Genomic DNA, 20,145 nt, shown 5'->3' with positions numbered 1-20,145 from the left:
CCGGGGACCCGTCTCTCGCCTTTCGGGCGGGAGACATGCATCATTTCTCTACGCGCGGCGCAGGACTGTCCCGCCCGCCCTGATGCAAGGTCAGGCTTTCGGCGCGGGTGCCGTTGAGCGTGAAGCTGATCTGCGCATCGATGAGCTTTGCAAAGAACCGATGTTCGGCCTCCGGAAGGATTTCAAGCCGGTCCTGGTCAGTTGCCTGGGCAAACAGCCGATTGCCATCGCGAAAGATCGTCAGGTCGAAACCCGGCGCCAGCCTGTAGGTGCCGAGATAGGCATCATAGGTCGCCGGATCGACCGTTATGGCAGTGCGCTGGACGGTGGCGGGCGCGAGCGGGACGGTGCGGTTGAGCAAATGTTGGCCGATATCGTCGACGCCCACTTCGGTCGACGTATTCGACAGGGCGACGACGCCGATCCCGGTCGACGGACGGTAGCCGACGAAGGATCGATAGCCGCCAGTACCGCCATTGTGCCAGATCACCTGCGCGTCGCCCTTGCCGGAAATCACCCAGCCCAGCGCCTGCTCGCCTGCGCCTTCGCCGAGCGGCTGCCGGGTCGCCAGCAGGGTGGCAAAGGCGGACGCCAACGGTGAGGGTGTTCTCCCCATGGCGGCCTCGAGGAAGATCAGCAGGTCGTCCGCGGTAGAGCGAAGGGCACCGGCTCCCTGCAGCGCGTTGAGATCCCAGTCTCTCACCGGCTCCAGTGCCGCATCGTGGCCCGTTGCCCGGCGTTCGGACCAGTCTGGCTGCGGCGTGATGGCCGTATCCTCGAGGCCGAGCGGCCTGGCGATGCGTCTTTCGACGAGATCCTCGTAGGAAAGCCCGGCCTTCAGTGCCAGTACGTGGCCGAGAAGCCCCGCGCCGAGGTTGGAGTATTCGTGCGCGACGCCCGGGCGACGCTGCGGTTTGTGGGCGGAAAGAAAGCCGTAGAGCTTGCTGGTGTCGTAGTCCGCATAGGGATTGGTGACGTCGGCCGGCGCCAGGTTGCTCGGTAGCCGCGGCAAGCCCGACATGTGCGTCGCCAGGTCTGCCAGCGTGATCGGAGCCTGCTTGTCCTCCGGCATCGTCACTCCGGGCGGCAGCAATGTGGAGACGGGCGTATCGAGGCCGAGCGTACCTCTCTCGACCGCGTCTGCGAGCAGCAGTGCGGTGAACACCTTGGTGACCGAGCCGATCTCGAACACGGTGTGCCCATCGACGGGACGCGGGTCGCCTTTGGCGGGATGGCCGTGCGCGACGATGCGCCGGCCATTGGCATCGGTGATGCCGACGACGATGCCGACTGACTGCTGCTGCTTGTCGATTCGGTCGGTCAGAATATCCAGGATTTCGGCATCGGTCGGGGTCGTGGAAGGGGAACCCGCATGGGCGGTGGTGCCAAGCGTCATGACGATGATCCAGTTCAGAAAGAAGGTCCGCATGATGAAAACATAAGAGCCAATCTTTGGTTGCAAAGGCGAGGCAGATGCCAGCCGACTTCGATCAAGCTTCTGTCGAGATTTGATCGGCAGTCGGCGAGGAACCGTGGCCGGAAATGATTGCGCCGAGGTTGCGAAAATGCGTCACGGATCCCAATAGGGCGGATCGCCGAACGCTTCCTTCAGATGTTGGGCGATGGCCCGAAGCTTGGCCGAGACGCGTCGTCCTTCCGGATGAGCCATGTAGATGAATTCGGGCTCCGGACGCAGCCCGACATCGATCTCGCGGAGTTGCCCTTCGCGCACCGCGGGACCGGCGATGAAGGCGGGCAGCAGCGCGATGCCAAGCCCGGCGACGGCGGCATCGTGCATCATGTCGCCGTTGTTCATCCCGAGTGCCAAGCGCGCCCGGACGATCGCTGCACCCGAAGGTCCCTCGAACCGCCAGTCGGCCGCGCCGCGATTGGTGTAGAAGATGCCGTGATGGCCTTCGAGCTCGGCAAGCGACGTTGGAGTGCCGTGACGTCCGAGATAGTCCGGCGCGGCGACGAGCAGACGCCGGCTTCTTGCAAGTTTCCAGACCACCAGACGAGAATCGGCGATCACGCCGTGGCGGACGATCGCATCATAGCCTTCCGACGCCACGTCCACCCGGCGGTCGTCGAGATCGAGCGTCAGCTCGATTTCCGGATGGCCCGCCAGGAACGGATAGAGTGCTGGACCGAGATGCCTGCGGCCGAAACTGACAGGCGCGGCGATCCTAAGCGGACCCGTCAGGAGCCCGCGGCGTTCGGCAAGATCGCTGGCAGCGGCCTGCACCTCGCTGACGATCCGGACCGCACGCTCGCGGAAGGCGATGCCATCCTCGGTGAGCGTCAGCTTGCGCGTCGTGCGATGGAGTAGGGTGGCGTTGAGCGTCCGCTCCAGCTCTGCAACCCTTTCGCTGACGACGGATTTCGACAGACGCAGGCGCCGCGCCGCTTCGCTGATCGAGCCGGCTTCGGTGACCGCGACAAAGGCCGCTATTCCCTCGATCTTCATCATCGTCCGGCTTTTCCGAATTCGAGTTCCAGGATTGGAAGACTAATCCGAACGGTCGTTTTCCGCCATATCTGTCTGCATCAGAGGACGGCGGTTCAAGCCAATCAAACCGACCTCTTCTTCAACCCAGCAAGAGGACTTTCATCATGTCACGTTTAGAGAACAAGACGGCACTCATCACCGGCGGCACCAGCGGCATCGGCCTCGAAACCGCGCGCCAGTTCATCGCCGAAGGCGCAAGGGTTGCCGTGACCGGCACCAATCCGAAGAACATCGCCGAGGCTCGTGCGATCCTTGGCGAGGCGACCCTCATCATCGAGGCGGATGCCGGCAATGTCGCCGGGCAGGCGGCGGTCGCCGAAAAAATCCGCGCCGCCTTCGGCACGCTCGATATCCTGTTCGTCAATGCGGGCATCGCCAAGCTGCAGCCGATCGAACAATGGGACGAGGCAAGCTTCGACCGGTCGCTGGCGATCAACGTCAAAGGACCGTACTTCCTGATCCAGGCGCTGCTGCCGGTATTCTCGAAGCGGGCTTCGGTCGTGCTCAACACTTCGATCAACGCCCATATCGGCATGCCGACCTCAAGCGTCTATGCGTTGACCAAAGCGGGACTCCTCTCGCTGGCGCGCACGCTGTCCGGCGAACTCATCGGCCGTGGCATCCGGGTGAATGCTGTTAGCCCCGGCCCGATCCGCACGCCGCTCCATGACGGCCACGCCCCGACGCCCGAAGAAAACAGGCAGGTTGTCGATGCCATCGCCGCGCAGATCCCACTTGGCCGCTTCGGCGACCCGAGCGAGATCGCCAAGGCGGTCGTCTTCCTCGCCTCCGACGAGGCCACCTTCACCGTCGGCGCTGAGTTGATCGTCGACGGCGGCATGGCGACGCTGTGAACATGCTGGTGCCAATGAGCCGAACAGCCTGAGCATCCCTTTTAGGCGCCGCGCGTCCCATCGGATCCGCGGCGCTGGCGTGCCTGCCTCCGTTGGCATTGGCAAGGCAGAGGAGTATATTTCTGCGGTCTAATAAAACGCATCCGTTCGCGGGGGAGCCGCGAGACGAACACCGATCAGATCCCGGGAGGAGACGATGACGAGTGTCAGATGGATGATGAAGGGGCGCGAGTTCATTCATTGCAACTGCGCCTATGGCTGCCCCTGCCAGTTCAATGCGCGACCGACGCAGGGCCATTGCAGCGCCATTGGCGCCTTCGAGATCCAGGAAGGCTATCACGGCGAAACGCGGCTCGACGGGCTTCGCTGTGGCCTGATCGCCGCCTGGCCCGGCGCGATCCACGAGGGGCGCGGGCAGGTGGTGCCGATCATCGACATCCGCGCCACGGAGCCGCAGCGCAATGCGCTGCTGCGCATCATGAGCGGCGAGGATACCGAGCCGGGCGCCACCTTCTTCCAGGTCTTCGCGACCACCTTCGAGACGGTGTACGATCCGGTCTATGCCGAGATCGACTTCGACGTCGATGTGAGCGGGCGCACGGCACGGCTGAATGTGCCCGGCTGGATCACCGCGCGCGGCGAGCCGATCCTCAACCCGGTCACCGGCGTCGCCCATCAGGCTCGCATCAATCTCCCGCAGGGTTTTGAATATGATCTCTGCGAGGTCGGACGCGGGTGGGCCGACACGAAGGGGCCGCTGACTTTGGCGCTTGCCGACTCGCACGCCCATTTCGCCAGAACGCACCTGACTGAAAGCGGCGTGATCCACTGACGCCCATGAGGGATACGACGCTCGAAACTCTGCTTAGACGCGATCGTGCCATCGTCGTGGTGGCACTGGTCACGTTGACGGCAGTGAGTTGGCTCTACATCCTGTGGCTGGCGTCGGCCATGGACACGGCCACCGCACCAGCGTCTTCCGGCAGCATGGACATGGGTTCTGGCATGGACATGGATATGCCCATGGACATGCCGACGAATACGCCCACGGAGGCGCAAGAGGGCTCGGTGACGTCCTTGGCGACTGTGGCCGCCGGTCCCTGGACCACGGCGACCTTCGCCTACGCCTTTGTCATGTGGGCCCTGATGATGGTGGGCATGATGGTGCCATCGGCAACGCCGATGATCCTGCTTTATGCCCGCGTCGGCCGCCAGGCGGCCCAGCAGGGAAAGCCCTTCGCCGCGACCGGCTACTTCGCTGGCGGCTATCTGCTGGCCTGGACCCTGTTCGCACTGCTTGCCGTTCTCGGGCAATGGCTCCTGGACCATGCACTGCTGCTCACCCCGATGCTTTCGAGCGCCAGCCAGGCGATGAGCGGCGTTGTCCTGATTGCCGTCGGCCTGTTCCAGTGGACGCCGCTCAAGGAGCGGTGCCTCCGGCAATGCCGGGCGCCGCTGCTTTTCATCCAGAGCCACGGCGGTTTTCGCCGCGAGGCAGGCGCTGCCTTCGGCCTCGGACTGCAGCACGGCCTCTATTGCGTCGGCTGCTGCTGGGCGCTGATGGCGCTTCTGTTCGTCGGCGGGGTGATGAATGTATTGTGGATCGCGGCGATCGCCATTTTCGTGCTCGCCGAAAAGGTCGTGCCCGGCGGCCGGCTCTTGTCCCGTGTCGCCGGGGTGGCGCTCGTCATGGCCGGGCTGTGGCAGCTTGCGGCCATGACGTAAAAGCGCCCAGCGCCGCACGCCGCATCCGGCGCGCAAGATCGCTTTGGGCACGCTTGGGGCGTGCCTTACTCGCTCAGCGTATCGAAGAAATCCTTCATCCGGGCGAAGAAGCCGGTCGATTCCGGATTGTTGTCCTTGGACGAGATCTGCTCGAATTCCTGCAGCAGTTCGCGCTGGCGCTTGGTCAGCTTCTGCGGCGTCTCGATCTGGATCTGGATGTAGAGGTCGCCGGACTGGGCCGAGCGCAGCACCGGCATGCCCTTGCCCTTGAGGCGGAACTGCTTGCCGGCCTGGGTGCCCTCCGGAACCGTGACGCGCGACTTGGTACCGTCGAGCGTGGTCACGTCGAACTTGCCGCCAAGGGCTGCCGTCGTCATCGAGATCGGCACGCTGCAATAGAGATCGGCGCCGTCACGCTGGTAGAATTCGTGCGGCCTGACCGAGAGGAAGATGTAGAGGTCGCCCGCCGGTCCGCCGCGAAGCCCCGCCTCGCCCTCGCCGGAGAGACGGATGCGCGTTCCATCCTCGATGCCGGCCGGAATGTTGACCGAGAGCGTGCGCTCTTCGGTGACACGGCCCTGGCCATGGCACTTGCCGCAGGGATCGGTGATCGTCTGGCCGCGTCCGCCGCAGGTGGGGCAGGTGCGCTCGATCGAGAAGAAGCCCTGCGCGGCGCGCACACGGCCGGAACCGTGACAGGTGCCGCAGGTCTTCGGGCTCGTGCCGGGCTTTGCGCCGGAGCCGCTGCAGACGTCGCAGGTGATCGAAGTCGGGACGCGGATTTGTGCGGTCTTGCCGCTAAAGGCTTCCTCGAGCGAGATCTCCATGTTGTAGCGCAGGTCCGCGCCGCGCTCGCGGCCGCCCGATGAGCGCCGCTGACGTCCGCCGCCCATCATCTCGCCGAAGATGTCCTCGAAGATGTCGGAGAAGCCGCCGGCACCGCCGCCGGCGAAGCCGTTGCCCATGCCGCCCTGCTCGAAGGCCGCGTGACCGTAACGGTCGTACGCCGCCCGCTTCTGCGGGTCCTTGAGCGTCTCATAGGCTTCGTTGATTTCCTTGAAGGTCTTTTCCGATGCCGCGTCGCCGGGGTTCTTGTCCGGGTGATACTTCATCGCGAGCTTGCGGAAGGCGCTCTTCAGCTCCTTCTCATCGGCGTTCTTGGCAACCCCAAGCGTTTCGTACAGATCACGTTTCATTCGTCGAAGATTGTCCCATTGACAAGGCGTGCCAGCGCGAGGGCTCGGCGGCTGCCCGTTTACCTTGCCACCGATTTAGTAAACCTTGAAGCGCGATACCATAGCCCGAACGGCGGTAGACGCGGTTTTTTGTCGGAAAAGTAACGTTTGCAGCGGGTCGCGGCAGCTGTCGCCATGTTTGTCAGTTGCACCAGAGCTGCGCGGGCAACAAAAAACCCGGGCGAACCCGGGCTTTTCGTCTGTCTGAAGGCGACTTAGGCCGAACGCTTGCGGTCGTCCTCGTCGTTGACTTCTTCGTAGTCGGCATCGACGACGTCGCCGTCGCGCGCAGCGTCTGCTGCGGCATCCGTGTGCGCCGCTTCAGCCTGCTGCGCTTCGTAGATCGCTTGGCCGAGCTTCATGGAAACCTCCATGAGCGTGTTGGTCTTGGCCTTGATGTCTTCCGCGTCCGGCTCGGAGGCTTCGACGGCGGTCTTCAGCGCCGCAATCGCGTCGGAAATCGCCTTGCGGTCGGTTTCCGAAACCTTGTCGCCGTAGTCCTTCAGCGACTTCTCGCTGGAGTGGATCAGGCTTTCGGCCTGGTTCTTGGCTTCGACGGCTTCGCGGCGCTTCTTGTCAGACTCGGCATTGGCCTCGGCGTCCTTGACCATCTTCTCGATGTCGGCGTCGGAAAGACCGCCGGATGCCTGGATGCGGATCTGGTGTTCCTTGCCGGTACCCTTGTCCTTGGCCGAAACCTGCACGATGCCGTTGGCGTCGATGTCGAAGGTGACTTCGATCTGCGGCACGCCGCGCGGTGCCGGCGGAATGCCGACGAGGTCGAACTGGCCGAGCAGCTTGTTGTCGGCGGCCATTTCGCGTTCACCCTGGGAGACGCGGATCGTCACGGCCGACTGGTTGTCGTCGGCGGTCGAGAAGGTCTGCGACTTCTTGGTCGGGATCGTCGTGTTGCGCTCGATCAGGCGAGTGAAGACGCCACCGAGGGTTTCGATCCCGAGCGACAGCGGGGTGACGTCGAGCAGCAGGACGTCCTTGACATCGCCCTGCAGAACGCCGGCCTGGATGGCGGCGCCCATGGCGACCACTTCATCCGGGTTCACGCCCTTGTGCGGCTCCTTGCCGAACAACTGCTTCACGGTTTCCTGAACCTTCGGCATGCGGCTCATGCCGCCGACGAGAACGACTTCGTCGATCTCGGCAGCCGAAACGCCGGCATCCTTGAGGGCTGCCTTGCACGGCGCGACGGTGCGCTGGATCAGGTCGTCGACGAGGCTTTCGAACTTGGCGCGCGACAGCTTCATCGTCAGGTGCTTCGGACCGGAAGCGTCAGCCGTGATGAACGGCAGGTTGATTTCGGTCTGCTGCGACGAGGACAGCTCGATCTTGGCCTTTTCGGCAGCTTCCTTCAGGCGCTGAAGGGCGAGCTTGTCGTTCTTCAGGTCGATGCCCTGTTCCTTCTTGAACTCGCCGGCGAGATACTCGACGAGACGCATGTCGAAGTCTTCACCGCCGAGGAAGGTGTCGCCGTTCGTCGACTTCACTTCGAAGACGCCGTCGCCGATTTCCAGGACCGAGATATCGAAAGTACCACCGCCAAGGTCGTAAACGGCGATGGTCTTGCCGTCCTTCTTGTCGAGGCCATAGGCCAGCGCTGCCGCGGTCGGCTCGTTGATGATGCGCAGGACTTCAAGGCCAGCGATCTTGCCGGCATCCTTGGTTGCCTGGCGCTGGGCGTCGTTGAAGTAGGCCGGAACGGTGATGACGGCCTTTTCGACCTTTTCACCGAGATAGGATTCGGCCGTTTCCTTCATCTTCTGGAGGATCATGGCGGAGATCTGCGACGGCGAATAATCCTTGCCGTGCGCTTCGACCCAGGCATCGCCATTGTCGGCCTTGATGATCTTGTAAGGAACCATGCCCTTGTCTTTTTGCGTGGTCGGGTCCTGGAAGGTCCGGCCGATCAGGCGCTTGATCGCAAAAAGCGTGTTTTCCGGATTGGTGACGGCCTGGCGCTTGGCCGGCTGGCCGACGAGACGTTCGCCGTCATCGCTGAATGCCACCATCGAGGGGGTCGTGCGCGCACCCTCGGCGTTTTCGATCACCTTCGCATCTTTTCCGTCCATGACGGCGACGCAGGAGTTGGTCGTTCCCAGGTCAATACCAATAACTTTAGCCATGTCGTTCTCTCCTTGCAGCGGACTGTCGGAACCCGGTCAGGCATTCGTAAGACAGCCCCTAACGGGATGGTCTCAGGATTTCTTCGCAGCCGAGACTGCGCCGATGCGGCGTATATAAGGACCGGCGTTTCGGACTGCAAGGCATTCTGCGGGGCGTTTGAGGGCAAATGCAAGTGCGGGATTTGCCTAGCTGGAAATGGGCCATCCGCCGCCGGCGAGCAAGGCGCCAGTCGCACGCCGGCTCAACCGCCGGTCAAAATGTCGAAGAGGGTCGTGCGGCGCGTGGCACCCGTCGTCTGGCCGACATCGGCCGGTGGTACGAGACCGCCATTGCCCTCGTCCGCGTTCTGGCCGCCCCATTCGCCGCCCTGGTCCACGGGACGCTGGCCGACCGCGACGGCGCCATCGACCCCAACGGGTGCTTGCGGGAATGCTTCCGGATCGCCCGAGAGCAAGTCGCCGGCCGGTGCACCCGCGCCCTCGTCGAAGACCGGCTGCACGCCGGTTGTGCCGAAGAGCGGTGAGGGCGAGAGGCCCTCGTGGGCCGCCATCATGAAATCGTGCCAGGCCTTGGCCGGCAGGCCGCCGCCGGTGACCTTCTTCATCGACTTGCCGTCATCGTTGCCGAACCAGATGCCGGTGGTCAGGTTCGAGGTGTAGCCGACGAACAGCGCGTCGCGGAAGGATTGCGTCGTGCCGGTCTTGCCGGCCGCCTCCCAGCCCTTGAGCTGCGCCTTCTTGCCGGTGCCCTTGGTCAGCACCCGCACCATCATCTGGTTCATTTCGCTGACGATTGCCGGGTCGAGCACGCGCGGCGGGTTGTCGTAGGTATTCTCGTAAAGCACCGTGCCGTCCGCTTTGGAGATGCGGCGGATGACATGCGGCGTTGCCTTGAAGCCGCCATTCATGAACGGGGCGTAGGCCGAGGTCAGTTCGACGAGGCTGACTTCGGATGTGCCGAGCGCGATCGAGGCATTGGCCTGCATCTCGGAATCGATGCCGAGGCGATGGGCGACCTTGACGACGTTCTGCGGCCCGACCTCCATCACCAATTGCGCGGCGATGGTGTTCAGCGAGTTGGCGAGCGCATCGGCGAGCGTCACCTCGCCGCGATATTTCTGGTCGTAGTTCTCAGGCGTCCAGTTGCCGATGCGGACCGGACCGTCGTTGCGGATCGACATCGGCGTGCGGCCGATTTCCATCGCGGCGGCATAGACGAAGGGCTTGAAGGCCGAGCCCGGCTGCCGCTTCGCCCTGGAGGCGCGGTCGAACTGGCTCTCGGCATAGTCCTTGCCGCCGACGAGCGCCCGGATGGCGCCGGTGCCGTCGATCGAGACCAGCGCCGCCTGCGAAGCGTCGAGCTTCTTGCCGTCGGCATCAAGCGTGGCGCCAATCACCTCCTCGGCCTTCTTTTCGAGGTCGAGGTCGATCGTCGTGTCGATGACGAGATCTTCCTTGATCTCGCCGATCATGCCGGGAAGCTGGTCCATCACCATGTCGGCGACATAGTGTTCGGCGCCCGACCAGTAGCTCTTCGCCTTGGTCGGCGTCTGCGACATCGCCGTCTTGATCTCGCTGTCGGTGACGTAGCCTTCCTCACGCATGGCGCCGAGAACGACCTGGGCGCGCTCTTCCGCCGCCTGCGGGTCGCGGGCCGGCGACAAGCGAGAAGGGGCCTTGAGCAGGCCGGCCAGCAATGCGGCCTCGCCGAGGTTCACGTCGCGCGCCGACTTGTTGAAGTAGCGCCGCGAAGCCGCTTCGACGCCATAGGCGTTGGAGCCGAAGAACACCCGGTTGAGGTACATCGCCAGGATCTGGTCCTTGGAGTATTTCTGCTCGAGCCAGAAGGCGAGCAGCACCTCCTGTACCTTGCGCTCGAGCGTGCGCTCCGGCGAAAGGAACAGGTTCTTGGCAAGCTGTTGCGTCAGCGTCGAGCCGCCCTGCACCATGCGGCCGGTGGTCAGGTTCGTCAGCATGGCGCGGGCGAGACCCAGCGGATCGATGCCGAAATGCGAATAGAAGCGACGGTCCTCGATGGCGATGACGGCCTGAGGGATATAGGGCGACATGTTTTCGAGCGACAGCGCTTCGCCGCCGGTGGTGCCGCGGTTGGCGATGACGTCGCCGCTGACCGCAAGGATCTTGACGTTCGGTGGCCGTTCGGGGATCGACCAACTGTCTGCACTCGGCATGCGCGCGCCGTAGTAGAGCACGAGGCCGCCGACGCCCATGGCGCCCCAGATGCCGAGCACGATGCACCAGTAGAAGAGCGTGCGGACAAGGCCGATGAAGCCGCCGCCGGAGGAGCGCCGTGCGCTGCCGCGCTTGCCGGCTGCCTTCTTCTTGCCGTTGCTCTTTTTGCTGCTGCCCGAAGATTTGCCGCGGGGCGCCTTGCGGCTGCTGGTCACGCGATCGCTGGCCTCGACGCGAAAATCGTCATCGTCGTCCTCGTCTCCGCCGAACGATGGCTCGATCCGCTGTCCTGACCTGCCGTTTGTTGCCATGCCGTTTGGATTTGTCCCTCTGCCGTCCGCGGGGGGCGCTTGGCTCAACCGCGACGGCGACTTCGATCTCGACGGCGGTACCGGCACTCTGCGCCCATCCGCCACGGCGACCGGGTGAACTTTAAATACGGCAATTTAAGGGGGAGTTAAGAAGCGGATCGTAAAATACGCATGGTCTTCAACAACTTGCGTTCAGTCGGTGGGCCGGGTCGCAGTAGTGACGCGCGCCCATTGTGTTGACGAGCCAAATATGGTCGCGGTTACTGGATCGAAGTACGCAGCGGCGTATCTTCGACCGCCACGCTCGATCCCGCAGCAGCGGGCGCGGTAAAGTCGTAGAGCCATTGGCTGTAGGGAAGCCGAAGCAGGACCCGTTTGCCCAGATGGTTCGTCGCCACTTCCTCGCAATCCTTCGCGGGATAGGCCTGCCGGCCGCACATGGCACGTGGGCTGTCGACCAGGCGGTAGCCGTGCCCCTGATAAACGAGCGCCGTCATCGCCCTCAGTTTGAGGGAGCCAGGGGGCAGTACCACGAGGCGCAGGCTGGCAACCCAGGTCGCGAGGATCAGGACGACGATGATTGCGGTGGGGATCTGGAGCAACAATTTCATCTGAAATCCTGCAATTAATGAGAGTAAAATATACATTTAGCTTATTGGTGGTCGTATATCTGAAAAGCTGAGGGAAAGTAAAAAGCCATCAAAGGTTGTAGTTTCCATCCGGTTACCGCGCCAAGCTTGGCTTTCGAGCATCGGTCTTTAGCGAGGGAATCCGCGACTCGGGCGCGGGTGAAGAGCTCAAGAGCGCGCCAAGCGCGCTCGCTTTCACGATTTTGTGCAATGCAAAAATAATGACTTGATTTTGCTGCAATGCATAATTATTATATGACTTATCGAAGCGCTGCACCTCCTCCCGCGGCGCCCGATGCGGATCGGTGACACTCCTCCTCCCAGTCGCCGATCAAGTTCGAGAGCCCCGTGTACCTCCTCCCACACGGGGCTCTTTTCATGTCTCGAATGCAGTCGTGTTTCCCTGCATGTCGCACCTGTGGTGCGCCGTTGGCGCCGCGGCGGGTTCTCGCGGGACGGCGTGGAGACGATTTGAGGAAACCGGCAGGCGGTGAATCCTGCTATGGCTTCGCCTTATTGTTGTGCTTGGCTATCGCACGACAAAGGAGGGTTGCCATGAAGCTTCGATCCACCGTCCTCGCGCTCGTCGCATTCGCAGCGTTGAACGGCGAGACCCTGGCGCAAGAAGGCGTCGCCTATGTCGACGATCGCTCCGATGGGGCAACCCTCGTCCGCTCTCTCTATAACGCCATCAACCGCAAGGAATATGCCCGCGCCTACGGCTATTTCGGCGAATCGAAGCCCGTCGGCGGCTTCAAGTCCTTCACCCGCGGCTATGATCGCACGGTGTCCGTCGAGGTAAAGATCGGCAAGGTGAAGACGGAAGCCGGTGCCGGCAGCATCTATTCCGCGGTCCCGGTTGCGGTGAAATCCATCGAGAAGCGCGCGCGGGTCCGGTTCTTCGCCGGCTGCTACGTGACGCGCATCATCAACCCCTCGCTGCAGGTGCCGCCCTTCACGCCCTACCAGATCGAGGCGGCGCGGCTTGAGGAAGTGAAGGGGCCGCTCGAGCAGGCGCTTCCGGCCGTCTGCAATGCGCCCTGAAGCACGGAAAGGCGTCCGTCCCCGCTAGGGAAGGTCGGTCCCTCCAGGGGGAGAGCGTTGTGCCACGAAGCGCGCCCGCTCGAAGACGAGGATCACTACCAACGCAAGGACGAAGGGGATGACCAGGTAGAGCAGGCGGAAAATCGCAAGGGCGGCGAGAACGTCGGCCGGATCCATCTCCGGCAGCGCGGCGATGAAGATCAGTTCGAGCACGCCGATCCCGCCCGGCGCATGCGAGAGCAGTGCGGCCGAGAACGAGGCGAGGAAGATGCCGAGGATGACGATATAGCCCGGGTTTCCGGTTTCCGGCAGCGCGAAATAGATGATCCCGGCAGCGCCGATCAGTTCCACGGGCCCGATCACCAATTGCCGGACGACGATCTTCGGCTTTGGGTAGTGAAGCTGGAACCAGCGCGTCCGGAACGACGGAAGCCCGACGAGGCTGCCGATGACATAGAGCCCGATGACGACGAGAATGAGCACGCCGGTCGTCAGCGACATTTCCACCGGCAGGAATTCAGCGAAGCGTTCGATGATGTCGGGCCGTATCAGCAGGACGATGGCGGAAAGCACCAGCGTGCCGAGCGTGAAGGTGAAGGAACAGAAGGCGACGAGTACGCCGACTTCACCCGGAGAAAGCCCCTTGGAGCGATAGGCCCGGTAGCGCACGACGGCGCCGGAAAAGACCGATGCACCGAGATTGTGTGAAAGCGCGTAGGTCGTGAACGAGCAGAGCGTGATGAACCAGATCGAAATGCGGTGACCGAGATGGTCGAGCGCCAGTCGGTCGTAGGCCGCAAGCGCCGCATAGGCGACCAGCGTCGAGCCGATCGCCAACAGCCAGCTCTTGAATGAAATGGCGTTGAAGCTCGCGATGAACTCATCGAGCGAAAGGCCACGGAGTTCGTGATAAAGCGCATTCACCGAAAAAAGGATCGCGAGAAGGCCGACAACGGGCCAGAAATAGGTCTGCAGCCTCTTCATACCGCTGCCGCGATTGGTGTGAGGACGTGGGTAAGGCGCTCTGAGGACACTTCTGTTGCGGCTGCCGGAGTGGTTCTCCAAGCGGAGACATTCCGTCCTATGAGCCGTCTTGTCATAGCGTCACGCCCGCAGCGCGACGCTTCGGTCCTTACCCTTGCCAACGATCCGATTTCCCTTTTGTGATTTGTTTCACAAAAAGGAAGCACCTGAGACCCCTGAGGTCAAGGATTGAGGGTCTGCCGAAAACGGAGAAACCGCCCGGAAACGGTGAAGGGGAAACGGTAAAACGCGGGCGGGACGGCGATCGAACAGCAACGCGTACGTGTCGGCAGGCGGATTGCTCGTGGGGGCTGCGTCATCACGGCTATGCACCCCATTGACGAGGCCGCGACGGGGCGTTCCGCCGCGGCTTGGATCAAGAGGGTTGAGCGGGATGCAGGCGAAAATCCCGCGCATTTTGCGATCCCGCCCTGACCGTCTCAGGCTGCCAGCGCGTCCAGGATGCGGATCCAGGAACGAATGCCCTTGTGGTAGGACTGCAGCTCGTACTTCTCGTTCGGCGAATGGATGCGGTCGTCGGAAAGGCCGAAGCCGACCAGCAGCGATTCCATGCCGAGCATCTTCTGGAAGTCGCCGACGATCGGGATCGAGCCACCCATGCCGATGATGACGGCCGGCTTCGGCCATTCGTCGGAAAGAGCCACCTTTGCCGTGTTGAGCAGCGGCGATTCGTAAGGCAGGTGGATGGCCGGCGAACCGCCATGGGCGTGGAACTCGACCGAGCAATCGGCCGGAACCTTGGAGCGGACATAGCCGCGGAACGCCTCGCGGATCTTCTCCGGGTTCTGGTTGCCGACGAGGCGGAAGGAAACCTTCGCCGAAGCCTCTGCCGCAATCACCGTCTTGAAGCCTTCGCCGGTATAGCCGCCGGTGATGCCGTTGACTTCCGCCGTCGGGCGCGCCCAGGTCAGTTCCAGCACCGAGCGGTTCTTCTCGCCCGACGGGATCGAGAGGCCGATTTCGCCGAGGAATTTCTCCGCCGTCTGGCCGAGTGTTTCCCAGGCAGCCTTGATCTCAGCCGGGGTTTCTTCGACGCCTTCATAGAAGCCGGGGAGTGTCACACGGCTGTTTTCGTCGTGAAGGCCGGCGAGAATGGACGTGAGGATGCGGATCGGGTTGGCGGCGGCACCGCCGAAGTAACCGGAATGCAGGTCGCGGTCGGCCGCCTTGATGATGACCTCTTCGCCGACGAGGCCGCGCAGGCCAGCCGAAATGGCCGGCGTCTCGCGGTCCCACATGCTGGTGTCGCAGACGAGCGCATAGTCGGCCTTGAGTTCGGCGGCATTGGCTTCGAGGAAGGGCTTCAACGACGGCGAGCCGGATTCCTCTTCGCCCTCGAACAGAATGGTGACGCGGCAGGGCAGGCCGCCATGCACCTGCTTATAGGCGCGCACGGCTTCGACGAAGGTCAAGAGCTGGCCCTTGTCGTCAGCCGTGCCGCGGCCGGTGATGACCTTGCGGCCGGGTTCGATTTCCTTGATGCCCGGCTCGAAAGGATCCGTGTCCCAGAGATTGAGCGGGTCGACCGGCTGGACGTCGTAGTGACCATAGAACAGCACGTGCGGCGCATCCGGCCTGGCGCCATCGTGATGGGCAACGACCATCGGGTGGCCGGGGGTGTCGCGCACCGAGGCGGTGAAGCCAAGATTGTTGAGTTCCGCCACCAGCCATTCGGCTGCCCTGCGGCATTCCGCCTTGAAGGCCGGGTCGGTCGAGATCGACTTGATCCGAACGAGATCGAAAAGCCGGTCGAGGCTTTTCGGCAGGTTGGCGTCTGCGCGTTCGAGAACGGGGGTGATATCTGCCATCATGCATATCCTTGCTTCGTTTGGCCGGAACCTACTGCATGAATCGCCAAATCGGAATCGATTTGCGCACGAAATCACGCGAGCCACATTCTCCTGCATGATCTCCTTAAATCGACCTCGATTTAAGGACGAAGACATGCAGCAAATCAAAATTCTACAGCGACCTTTGCGCGTCTGATAAGACGCGCGGCGCTGTAGAGCGGCAGACCGGCGGGCATTCGACGCTGCGCCTTCAGGCGCGCAAAGTCACCGGGCGCGCGCGCTCTGGTTTAGAGCCTAAGGCCATTCTCTTTAAGCCAAATATTTTGATGGATCGATCAGGGACGGTGCGAGGCGTCAGGCGCGGCCGTCGCCGCGCGCCACGTTGGCAAGCGCCATGCGCATATATTCGAGCATCAACTCGCGCTCGAAGTTTCTGAGGCCGGAGAGCAGCGACTGGTCGGCGGCAAGGGCTGCTTCCTTGGCTGCCGCCTCCATCTCCTTCGCCCGCTCGGTCAGGAAGATCTGCTGCGAGCGCTTGTCCTGCGGATGCTTGCGGCGGATGATGAGCCCGTCGCGCTCCATGCGGGAGAGCGTGTTGGCCATCGTCGCCTGTTCGATGTCGAGGCGATCAAGCAGTTGCTTCTGCGTCAGGCCCTCTTCGGCCCAAAGCTCCAGCAGAATGGGAAACTGTCCCGGCGCGAACCCGAGCTTCTGGCCGCGCTCGTGCAGGGCGCGCGAAAAGCTCTTCGCCAGCAGGCTGGCCAGATAGGTCGCAGATTCCATCCGATTGAAGGCCATGCCTATCGGTACGCCCGAAGCGCCATGAAGACAAGTTACAATGCAGGCGATGAACCCTTCTGCGTGTCTCCTTCAAGCGAGCTCGATTTAAGCCTTGAATTGAGCGGACTTGATCGCAGGCCGTGGCCGGAAAACAAAAAACCGTCACGGCGCGGAGGCGGCGCCGTGACGGTTTCCTGAAAACGGGACAAAGGCCCGGAGAGGGGGATAAGGCCTTTGTCCTCATCTGGTGCGGGCGGGGGACAGGCCAATCACCAGAAGACGGCATCACTCGGTGCCGTTGGGTAAGATTTGAGGAGTCAAATGTGGCTTTTCAAGGATAGGCGGCACGAATCGGACATTACAAATACGTAACGTTTCCGTGAAAGCTCGCACGCCCCTCAGCGATCTGTCGAAGCCCGGTTTCGCAAGGCGAAAATGAGTTCCACAAGGCCGATCGCCATCGCAACCGTCATCGCCGTTTTTGCCATTTCGCCCGCCGTTTGATCCGGCGTAATGGACATGACGACAATGAAGGCACCGAAGAGCGCGGCGCGCGCCACGGCATACTCCACCTTCTGCCAAGTTGGCCAGGATGAACCGTCCCCTCGCCTGAAATGGGTATCGAGCCCGTCATCGCGAGCAGGTACATCGGCGCGAAAGCCGTCTTGATGACGATCAGGAACGTCGGATCGGCCGACAGGAGCCACGAAATGAGGAAGCAAAAGCCGGCAAAGCTTGAAAGAAGAAGATACTGTTGCAGGGTGTAACGCACGTCATGCGGCGTGGCTGGCCTCCTCTTTGACAAGTGGAGATTGTAGTGTTCGGTGGGAAAACCGCAATGGACCTTTGCCTCACCCCGCGCTATCCATTTGCCCATGAAAAACGGTGATCATCTCTTCCTCGTCGACGGCTCCGGATTCATCTTCCGGGCGTTCCACGCCATCCCGCCGCTCAATCGCAAATCCGACGGCCTGCCGGTCAATGCGGTATCGGGTTTCTGCAACATGTTGTGGAAGCTGCTCACCGATGCGCGCGACACGTCGGTCGGCGTTACGCCGACCCATTTCGCCGTCATCTTCGACTATTCCTCGAAGACGTTCCGCAACGCGCTTTACGATCAGTACAAGGCGAATCGGACTGCGCCACCGGAAGATCTCATTCCGCAGTTCGGCCTGATCCGCCATGCGACCCGTGCCTTCAACCTGCCCTGTATCGAGAAGGAAGGTTATGAGGCGGACGATCTGATCGCTACCTATGCGAGGCTCGCCGAGCAAGCCGGTGCCGATGTTACCATCATCTCGTCCGACAAGGATCTGATGCAGCTCGTCACCCCGAAAGTGTCGATGTACGACAGCATGAAGGACAAGCAGATCTCGATCCCCGAGGTCATCGAAAAGTGGGGCGTGCCCCCGGAGAAGATGATCGATCTCCAGGCGATGACCGGTGATTCCACCGACAACGTCCCCGGCATTCCCGGGATCGGTCCAAAGACGGCGGCGCAGCTGCTGGAAGAATTCGGCGACCTCGATACGCTGCTTGCCCGCGCCGGCGAAATCAAGCAGGCCAAGCGCCGCGAAAACATCATCGCCAATGCCGATCTCGCGCGCCTGTCGCGCCAGCTCGTGGTGCTCAAGACAGATACGCCGCTCGATGTTCCGCTGGAAGAGCTGAGCCTGGAGCCGCAAAACGGGCCGAAGTTGATCGCCTTCCTCAAGGCGATGGAATTCAACACGCTGACGCGCCGCGTCGCCGCGGCGACGGGCACGGACGCAGACGCCGTCGAAGCTGCCAACGTGCCGGTCGAATGGGGTGCTGAGGCGCGGGGACCCGACCTTGACAAGGGCGAAGCGGTGGCCGTCAGCGAGGAGTCCGCCGCCAAGGCAGCAGTGCGGGGCGAGGCGGCCGAAGCGGCCGCTGTGCTGTCACGCGCCGGCGAACCGGCCGCGACCGATGCCACACCCCAGGCGCTGGCCGCGGCGCGCGCGGAAATCTTTGCCAAGGCGCCGTTTGACCACAGCGCCTATGTGACGATTCGCGATATCGCGGTTCTCGACCAGTGGATATCAGCCGCGCAGGAAGCGGGCGTCGTCGGTTTCGACACGGAAACGAACTCGCTTGATGCCATGCAGGCCGATCTTGTTGGCTTCTCGCTGGCGATCGCCGACCATCGGGCGGACCCGACGGGCACCGCCATCCGGGCGGCCTATGTGCCGTTGATCCACAAGACCGGTATCGGTGATCTCCTGGGCGGCGGGCTTGCCGAAAACCAGATCCCGGTTGGGGAAGCGCTGAGCCGCTTGAAGCGCCTGCTCGAAGACCCGTCGGTGCTCAAGGTCGCGCAGAACCTCAAATACGATTACCTGGTGATGAAGCGGCACGGCATCACCGTCGAGAGCTTCGACGACACGATGCTGATGTCCTATGTCGCCGATGCCGGCAACGGCACCCATGGCATGGACTCGCTCTCCGAGCGCTGGCTGAACCACAAGCCGATCGCCTACAAGGACATTACCGGTACCGGTAAGTCGTCGCTGACCTTCGACTTCGTCGATATCGACAAGGCAACGGCCTACGCGGCCGAGGATGCGGACGTCACGCTGAGGCTCTGGCACGTCCTGAAGGCGCGGCTGGCCGCCAAGGGGCTGACGCGCGTCTATGAGCGTCTGGAGCGACCTCTGGTTGCGGTGCTCGCACGCATGGAGGACCGCGGCATCACCATCGATCGCCAGATCCTGTCACGGCTTTCGGGCGAACTGGCGCAAGGGGCGGCAGCGCTGGAGGACGAGATCTACAAGCTCGCCGGCGAAACCTTCACCATCGGTTCGCCGAAGCAGTTGGGCGATATCCTGTTCGGCAAGATGGGCTTTGCCGGCGGGTCGAAGACCAAGACCGGGCAATGGTCGACCTCGGCCCAGGTGCTGGAAGACCTGGCCGCCGAAGGGCATGAATTGCCGCGCAAGATCGTCGACTGGCGGCAGCTGACCAAGCTCAAATCCACCTATACCGACGCGCTGCCGGGCTTTGTCCATCCGGAGACGAAGCGCGTGCACACGTCCTATGCGCTTGCCGCGACGACGACGGGACGGCTGTCCTCCTCAGACCCGAACCTACAGAACATTCCGGTGCGCACCGCCGAAGGCCGCAAGATCCGCACCGCCTTCATCGCAACGCCAGGTCACAAGCTCGTCTCCGCCGACTACAGCCAGATCGAACTGCGCGTGCTCGCCCATGTCGCCGACATTCCGCAGCTCCGCCAGGCCTTCGCCGACGGTGTCGACATCCATGCGATGACGGCATCGGAAATGTTCGGCGTTCCGGTCGAGGGCATGCCGGGTGAGATCCGCCGGCGCGCCAAGGCGATCAACTTCGGCATCATCTACGGCATCTCGGCCTTCGGCCTCGCCAACCAGCTGTCGATCGAACGCTCAGAGGCGAGCGATTACATCAAGCGCTATTTCGAGCGATTCCCCGGCATTCGCGACTACATGGAAGGCACCAAGGCCTTTGCCCGCGAACACGGATACGTCGAGACCATCTTCGGCCGCCGCGCGCATTATCCGGACATCCGCTCGTCGATCCCGTCGCATCGCGCCTTCAACGAACGCGCCGCGATCAACGCGCCGATCCAGGGCTCGGCCGCCGACATCATCCGCCGCGCGATGGTGAAGATGGAGCCGGCATTGGCCGAGGCGAAGCTCTCGGCCCGCATGCTGCTGCAGGTGCACGACGAACTGATCTTCGAGGTCGAGGACGCCGAGGTCGAAAGGACCATTCCGATCGTCGTCTCGGTAATGGAAAACGCCGCCATGCCGGCGCTCGACATGAAGGTGCCGCTCAAGGTCGACGCACGGGCCGCGACCAACTGGGACGAGGCGCACTAATCCGTCGGCCCA

15 protein-coding genes are annotated in these 20,145 nt (G+C 62.8%); 5 read left to right on the top strand and 10 right to left on the bottom strand.

Annotation, left to right across the window (positions count from 1 at the left end):
- Nucleotides 1-40: 40 nt before the first annotated feature.
- Nucleotides 41-1,429: a serine hydrolase gene (locus tag AC0C6X_RS04865; RefSeq protein WP_472952083.1), complete on the bottom strand. Its 1,389-nt coding sequence runs from the start codon at nucleotides 1,427-1,429 to the stop codon at nucleotides 41-43.
- 141 nt (nucleotides 1,430-1,570) lie between these two features.
- Nucleotides 1,571-2,470, bottom strand: a complete 900-nt coding sequence (locus AC0C6X_RS04860) for a LysR family transcriptional regulator (protein WP_173515105.1) — start codon at nucleotides 2,468-2,470, stop codon at nucleotides 1,571-1,573.
- 143 nt (nucleotides 2,471-2,613) lie between these two features.
- Here AC0C6X_RS04860 and AC0C6X_RS04855 point away from each other — a divergent pair, with 143 nt between their 5' ends.
- From AC0C6X_RS04855 to AC0C6X_RS04845, 3 genes are all read left to right on the top strand, one after another.
- Entirely contained in the window at nucleotides 2,614-3,363 is a 750-nt protein-coding gene (locus tag AC0C6X_RS04855; RefSeq protein ID WP_173515106.1) for an SDR family oxidoreductase, read from the top strand.
- A gap of 196 nt (nucleotides 3,364-3,559) precedes the next feature.
- On the top strand, nucleotides 3,560-4,195 hold the full coding sequence (locus AC0C6X_RS04850) for a DUF1326 domain-containing protein (protein ID WP_472952081.1): 636 nt from the start codon (nucleotides 3,560-3,562) through the stop codon (nucleotides 4,193-4,195).
- 5 nt (nucleotides 4,196-4,200) lie between these two features.
- Nucleotides 4,201-5,088: a DUF2182 domain-containing protein gene (locus AC0C6X_RS04845; RefSeq protein ID WP_472952079.1), complete on the top strand. Its 888-nt coding sequence runs from the start codon at nucleotides 4,201-4,203 to the stop codon at nucleotides 5,086-5,088.
- Between the two features lie 65 nt (nucleotides 5,089-5,153).
- Here AC0C6X_RS04845 and dnaJ read toward each other — a convergent pair whose 3' ends face one another.
- The 4 genes from dnaJ to AC0C6X_RS04825 form a co-directional block, all read right to left on the bottom strand.
- Complete coding sequence (gene dnaJ / locus AC0C6X_RS04840) at nucleotides 5,154-6,284, bottom strand: molecular chaperone DnaJ (RefSeq protein WP_173515109.1); 1,131 nt, start codon at nucleotides 6,282-6,284, stop codon at nucleotides 5,154-5,156.
- A 254-nt stretch (nucleotides 6,285-6,538) separates the two neighbouring features.
- Nucleotides 6,539-8,461, bottom strand: a complete 1,923-nt coding sequence (gene dnaK, locus AC0C6X_RS04835; RefSeq protein WP_173515110.1) for a molecular chaperone DnaK — start codon at nucleotides 8,459-8,461, stop codon at nucleotides 6,539-6,541.
- A 242-nt stretch (nucleotides 8,462-8,703) separates the two neighbouring features.
- Entirely contained in the window at nucleotides 8,704-10,965 is a 2,262-nt protein-coding gene (locus tag AC0C6X_RS04830; protein WP_472952077.1) for a transglycosylase domain-containing protein, read from the bottom strand.
- A 260-nt stretch (nucleotides 10,966-11,225) separates the two neighbouring features.
- Complete coding sequence (locus tag AC0C6X_RS04825) at nucleotides 11,226-11,576, bottom strand: hypothetical protein (RefSeq protein ID WP_173515112.1); 351 nt, start codon at nucleotides 11,574-11,576, stop codon at nucleotides 11,226-11,228.
- A gap of 573 nt (nucleotides 11,577-12,149) precedes the next feature.
- Here AC0C6X_RS04825 and AC0C6X_RS04820 point away from each other — a divergent pair.
- A complete protein-coding gene (locus tag AC0C6X_RS04820; RefSeq protein WP_173515113.1) occupies nucleotides 12,150-12,638 on the top strand; it encodes a hypothetical protein in 489 nt (162 codons plus the stop codon).
- A gap of 24 nt (nucleotides 12,639-12,662) precedes the next feature.
- Here the strand turns inward: AC0C6X_RS04820 and AC0C6X_RS04815 are convergent, their stop codons facing one another.
- The 4 genes from AC0C6X_RS04815 to AC0C6X_RS04800 all read right to left on the bottom strand — a co-directional run bounded on the left by AC0C6X_RS04815 (nucleotide 12,663) and on the right by AC0C6X_RS04800 (nucleotide 16,959).
- A complete protein-coding gene (locus tag AC0C6X_RS04815; protein ID WP_173515114.1) occupies nucleotides 12,663-13,622 on the bottom strand; it encodes a lysylphosphatidylglycerol synthase transmembrane domain-containing protein in 960 nt (319 codons plus the stop codon).
- Between the two features lie 479 nt (nucleotides 13,623-14,101).
- Nucleotides 14,102-15,493: a M20/M25/M40 family metallo-hydrolase gene (locus AC0C6X_RS04810; RefSeq protein WP_173515115.1), complete on the bottom strand. Its 1,392-nt coding sequence runs from the start codon at nucleotides 15,491-15,493 to the stop codon at nucleotides 14,102-14,104.
- A gap of 333 nt (nucleotides 15,494-15,826) precedes the next feature.
- Entirely contained in the window at nucleotides 15,827-16,270 is a 444-nt protein-coding gene (locus tag AC0C6X_RS04805) for a MarR family winged helix-turn-helix transcriptional regulator (protein WP_173515116.1), read from the bottom strand.
- A gap of 380 nt (nucleotides 16,271-16,650) precedes the next feature.
- The gene (locus AC0C6X_RS04800) at nucleotides 16,651-16,959 is read right to left on the bottom strand and encodes a hypothetical protein (RefSeq protein ID WP_472952076.1); all 309 of its coding nucleotides are present in this window, start codon (nucleotides 16,957-16,959) and stop codon (nucleotides 16,651-16,653) included.
- 168 nt (nucleotides 16,960-17,127) lie between these two features.
- Between AC0C6X_RS04800 and polA the strand changes: the two genes are divergently transcribed.
- Complete coding sequence (polA, locus tag AC0C6X_RS04795; protein ID WP_173515118.1) at nucleotides 17,128-20,133, top strand: DNA polymerase I; 3,006 nt, start codon at nucleotides 17,128-17,130, stop codon at nucleotides 20,131-20,133.
- The last annotated feature ends 12 nt before the right edge of the window (nucleotides 20,134-20,145 follow it).

It is taken from the genome of Ensifer sp. VA4 (genome assembly GCF_055710065.1).
Note: the sequence above shows the minus strand (reverse complement) of the source record. Positions and strands in the feature narration are given on the sequence as shown.

Coding starts and splice junctions, on each gene's coding strand:
- AC0C6X_RS04865 (WP_472952083.1), bottom strand. CDS start 1,429: ATGCGGACCTTCTTTCTGAACTGGATCATCGTCATGACGCTTGGCACC.
- AC0C6X_RS04860 (WP_173515105.1), bottom strand. CDS start 2,470: ATGATGAAGATCGAGGGAATAGCGGCCTTTGTCGCGGTCACCGAAGCC.
- AC0C6X_RS04855 (WP_173515106.1), top strand. CDS start 2,614: ATGTCACGTTTAGAGAACAAGACGGCACTCATCACCGGCGGCACCAGC.
- AC0C6X_RS04850 (WP_472952081.1), top strand. CDS start 3,560: ATGACGAGTGTCAGATGGATGATGAAGGGGCGCGAGTTCATTCATTGC.
- AC0C6X_RS04845 (WP_472952079.1), top strand. CDS start 4,201: ATGAGGGATACGACGCTCGAAACTCTGCTTAGACGCGATCGTGCCATC.
- dnaJ (WP_173515109.1), bottom strand. CDS start 6,284: ATGAAACGTGATCTGTACGAAACGCTTGGGGTTGCCAAGAACGCCGAT.
- dnaK (WP_173515110.1), bottom strand. CDS start 8,461: ATGGCTAAAGTTATTGGTATTGACCTGGGAACGACCAACTCCTGCGTC.
- AC0C6X_RS04830 (WP_472952077.1), bottom strand. CDS start 10,965: ATGGCAACAAACGGCAGGTCAGGACAGCGGATCGAGCCATCGTTCGGC.
- AC0C6X_RS04825 (WP_173515112.1), bottom strand. CDS start 11,576: ATGAAATTGTTGCTCCAGATCCCCACCGCAATCATCGTCGTCCTGATC.
- AC0C6X_RS04820 (WP_173515113.1), top strand. CDS start 12,150: ATGAAGCTTCGATCCACCGTCCTCGCGCTCGTCGCATTCGCAGCGTTG.
- AC0C6X_RS04815 (WP_173515114.1), bottom strand. CDS start 13,622: ATGAAGAGGCTGCAGACCTATTTCTGGCCCGTTGTCGGCCTTCTCGCG.
- AC0C6X_RS04810 (WP_173515115.1), bottom strand. CDS start 15,493: ATGATGGCAGATATCACCCCCGTTCTCGAACGCGCAGACGCCAACCTG.
- AC0C6X_RS04805 (WP_173515116.1), bottom strand. CDS start 16,270: ATGGCCTTCAATCGGATGGAATCTGCGACCTATCTGGCCAGCCTGCTG.
- polA (WP_173515118.1), top strand. CDS start 17,128: ATGAAAAACGGTGATCATCTCTTCCTCGTCGACGGCTCCGGATTCATC.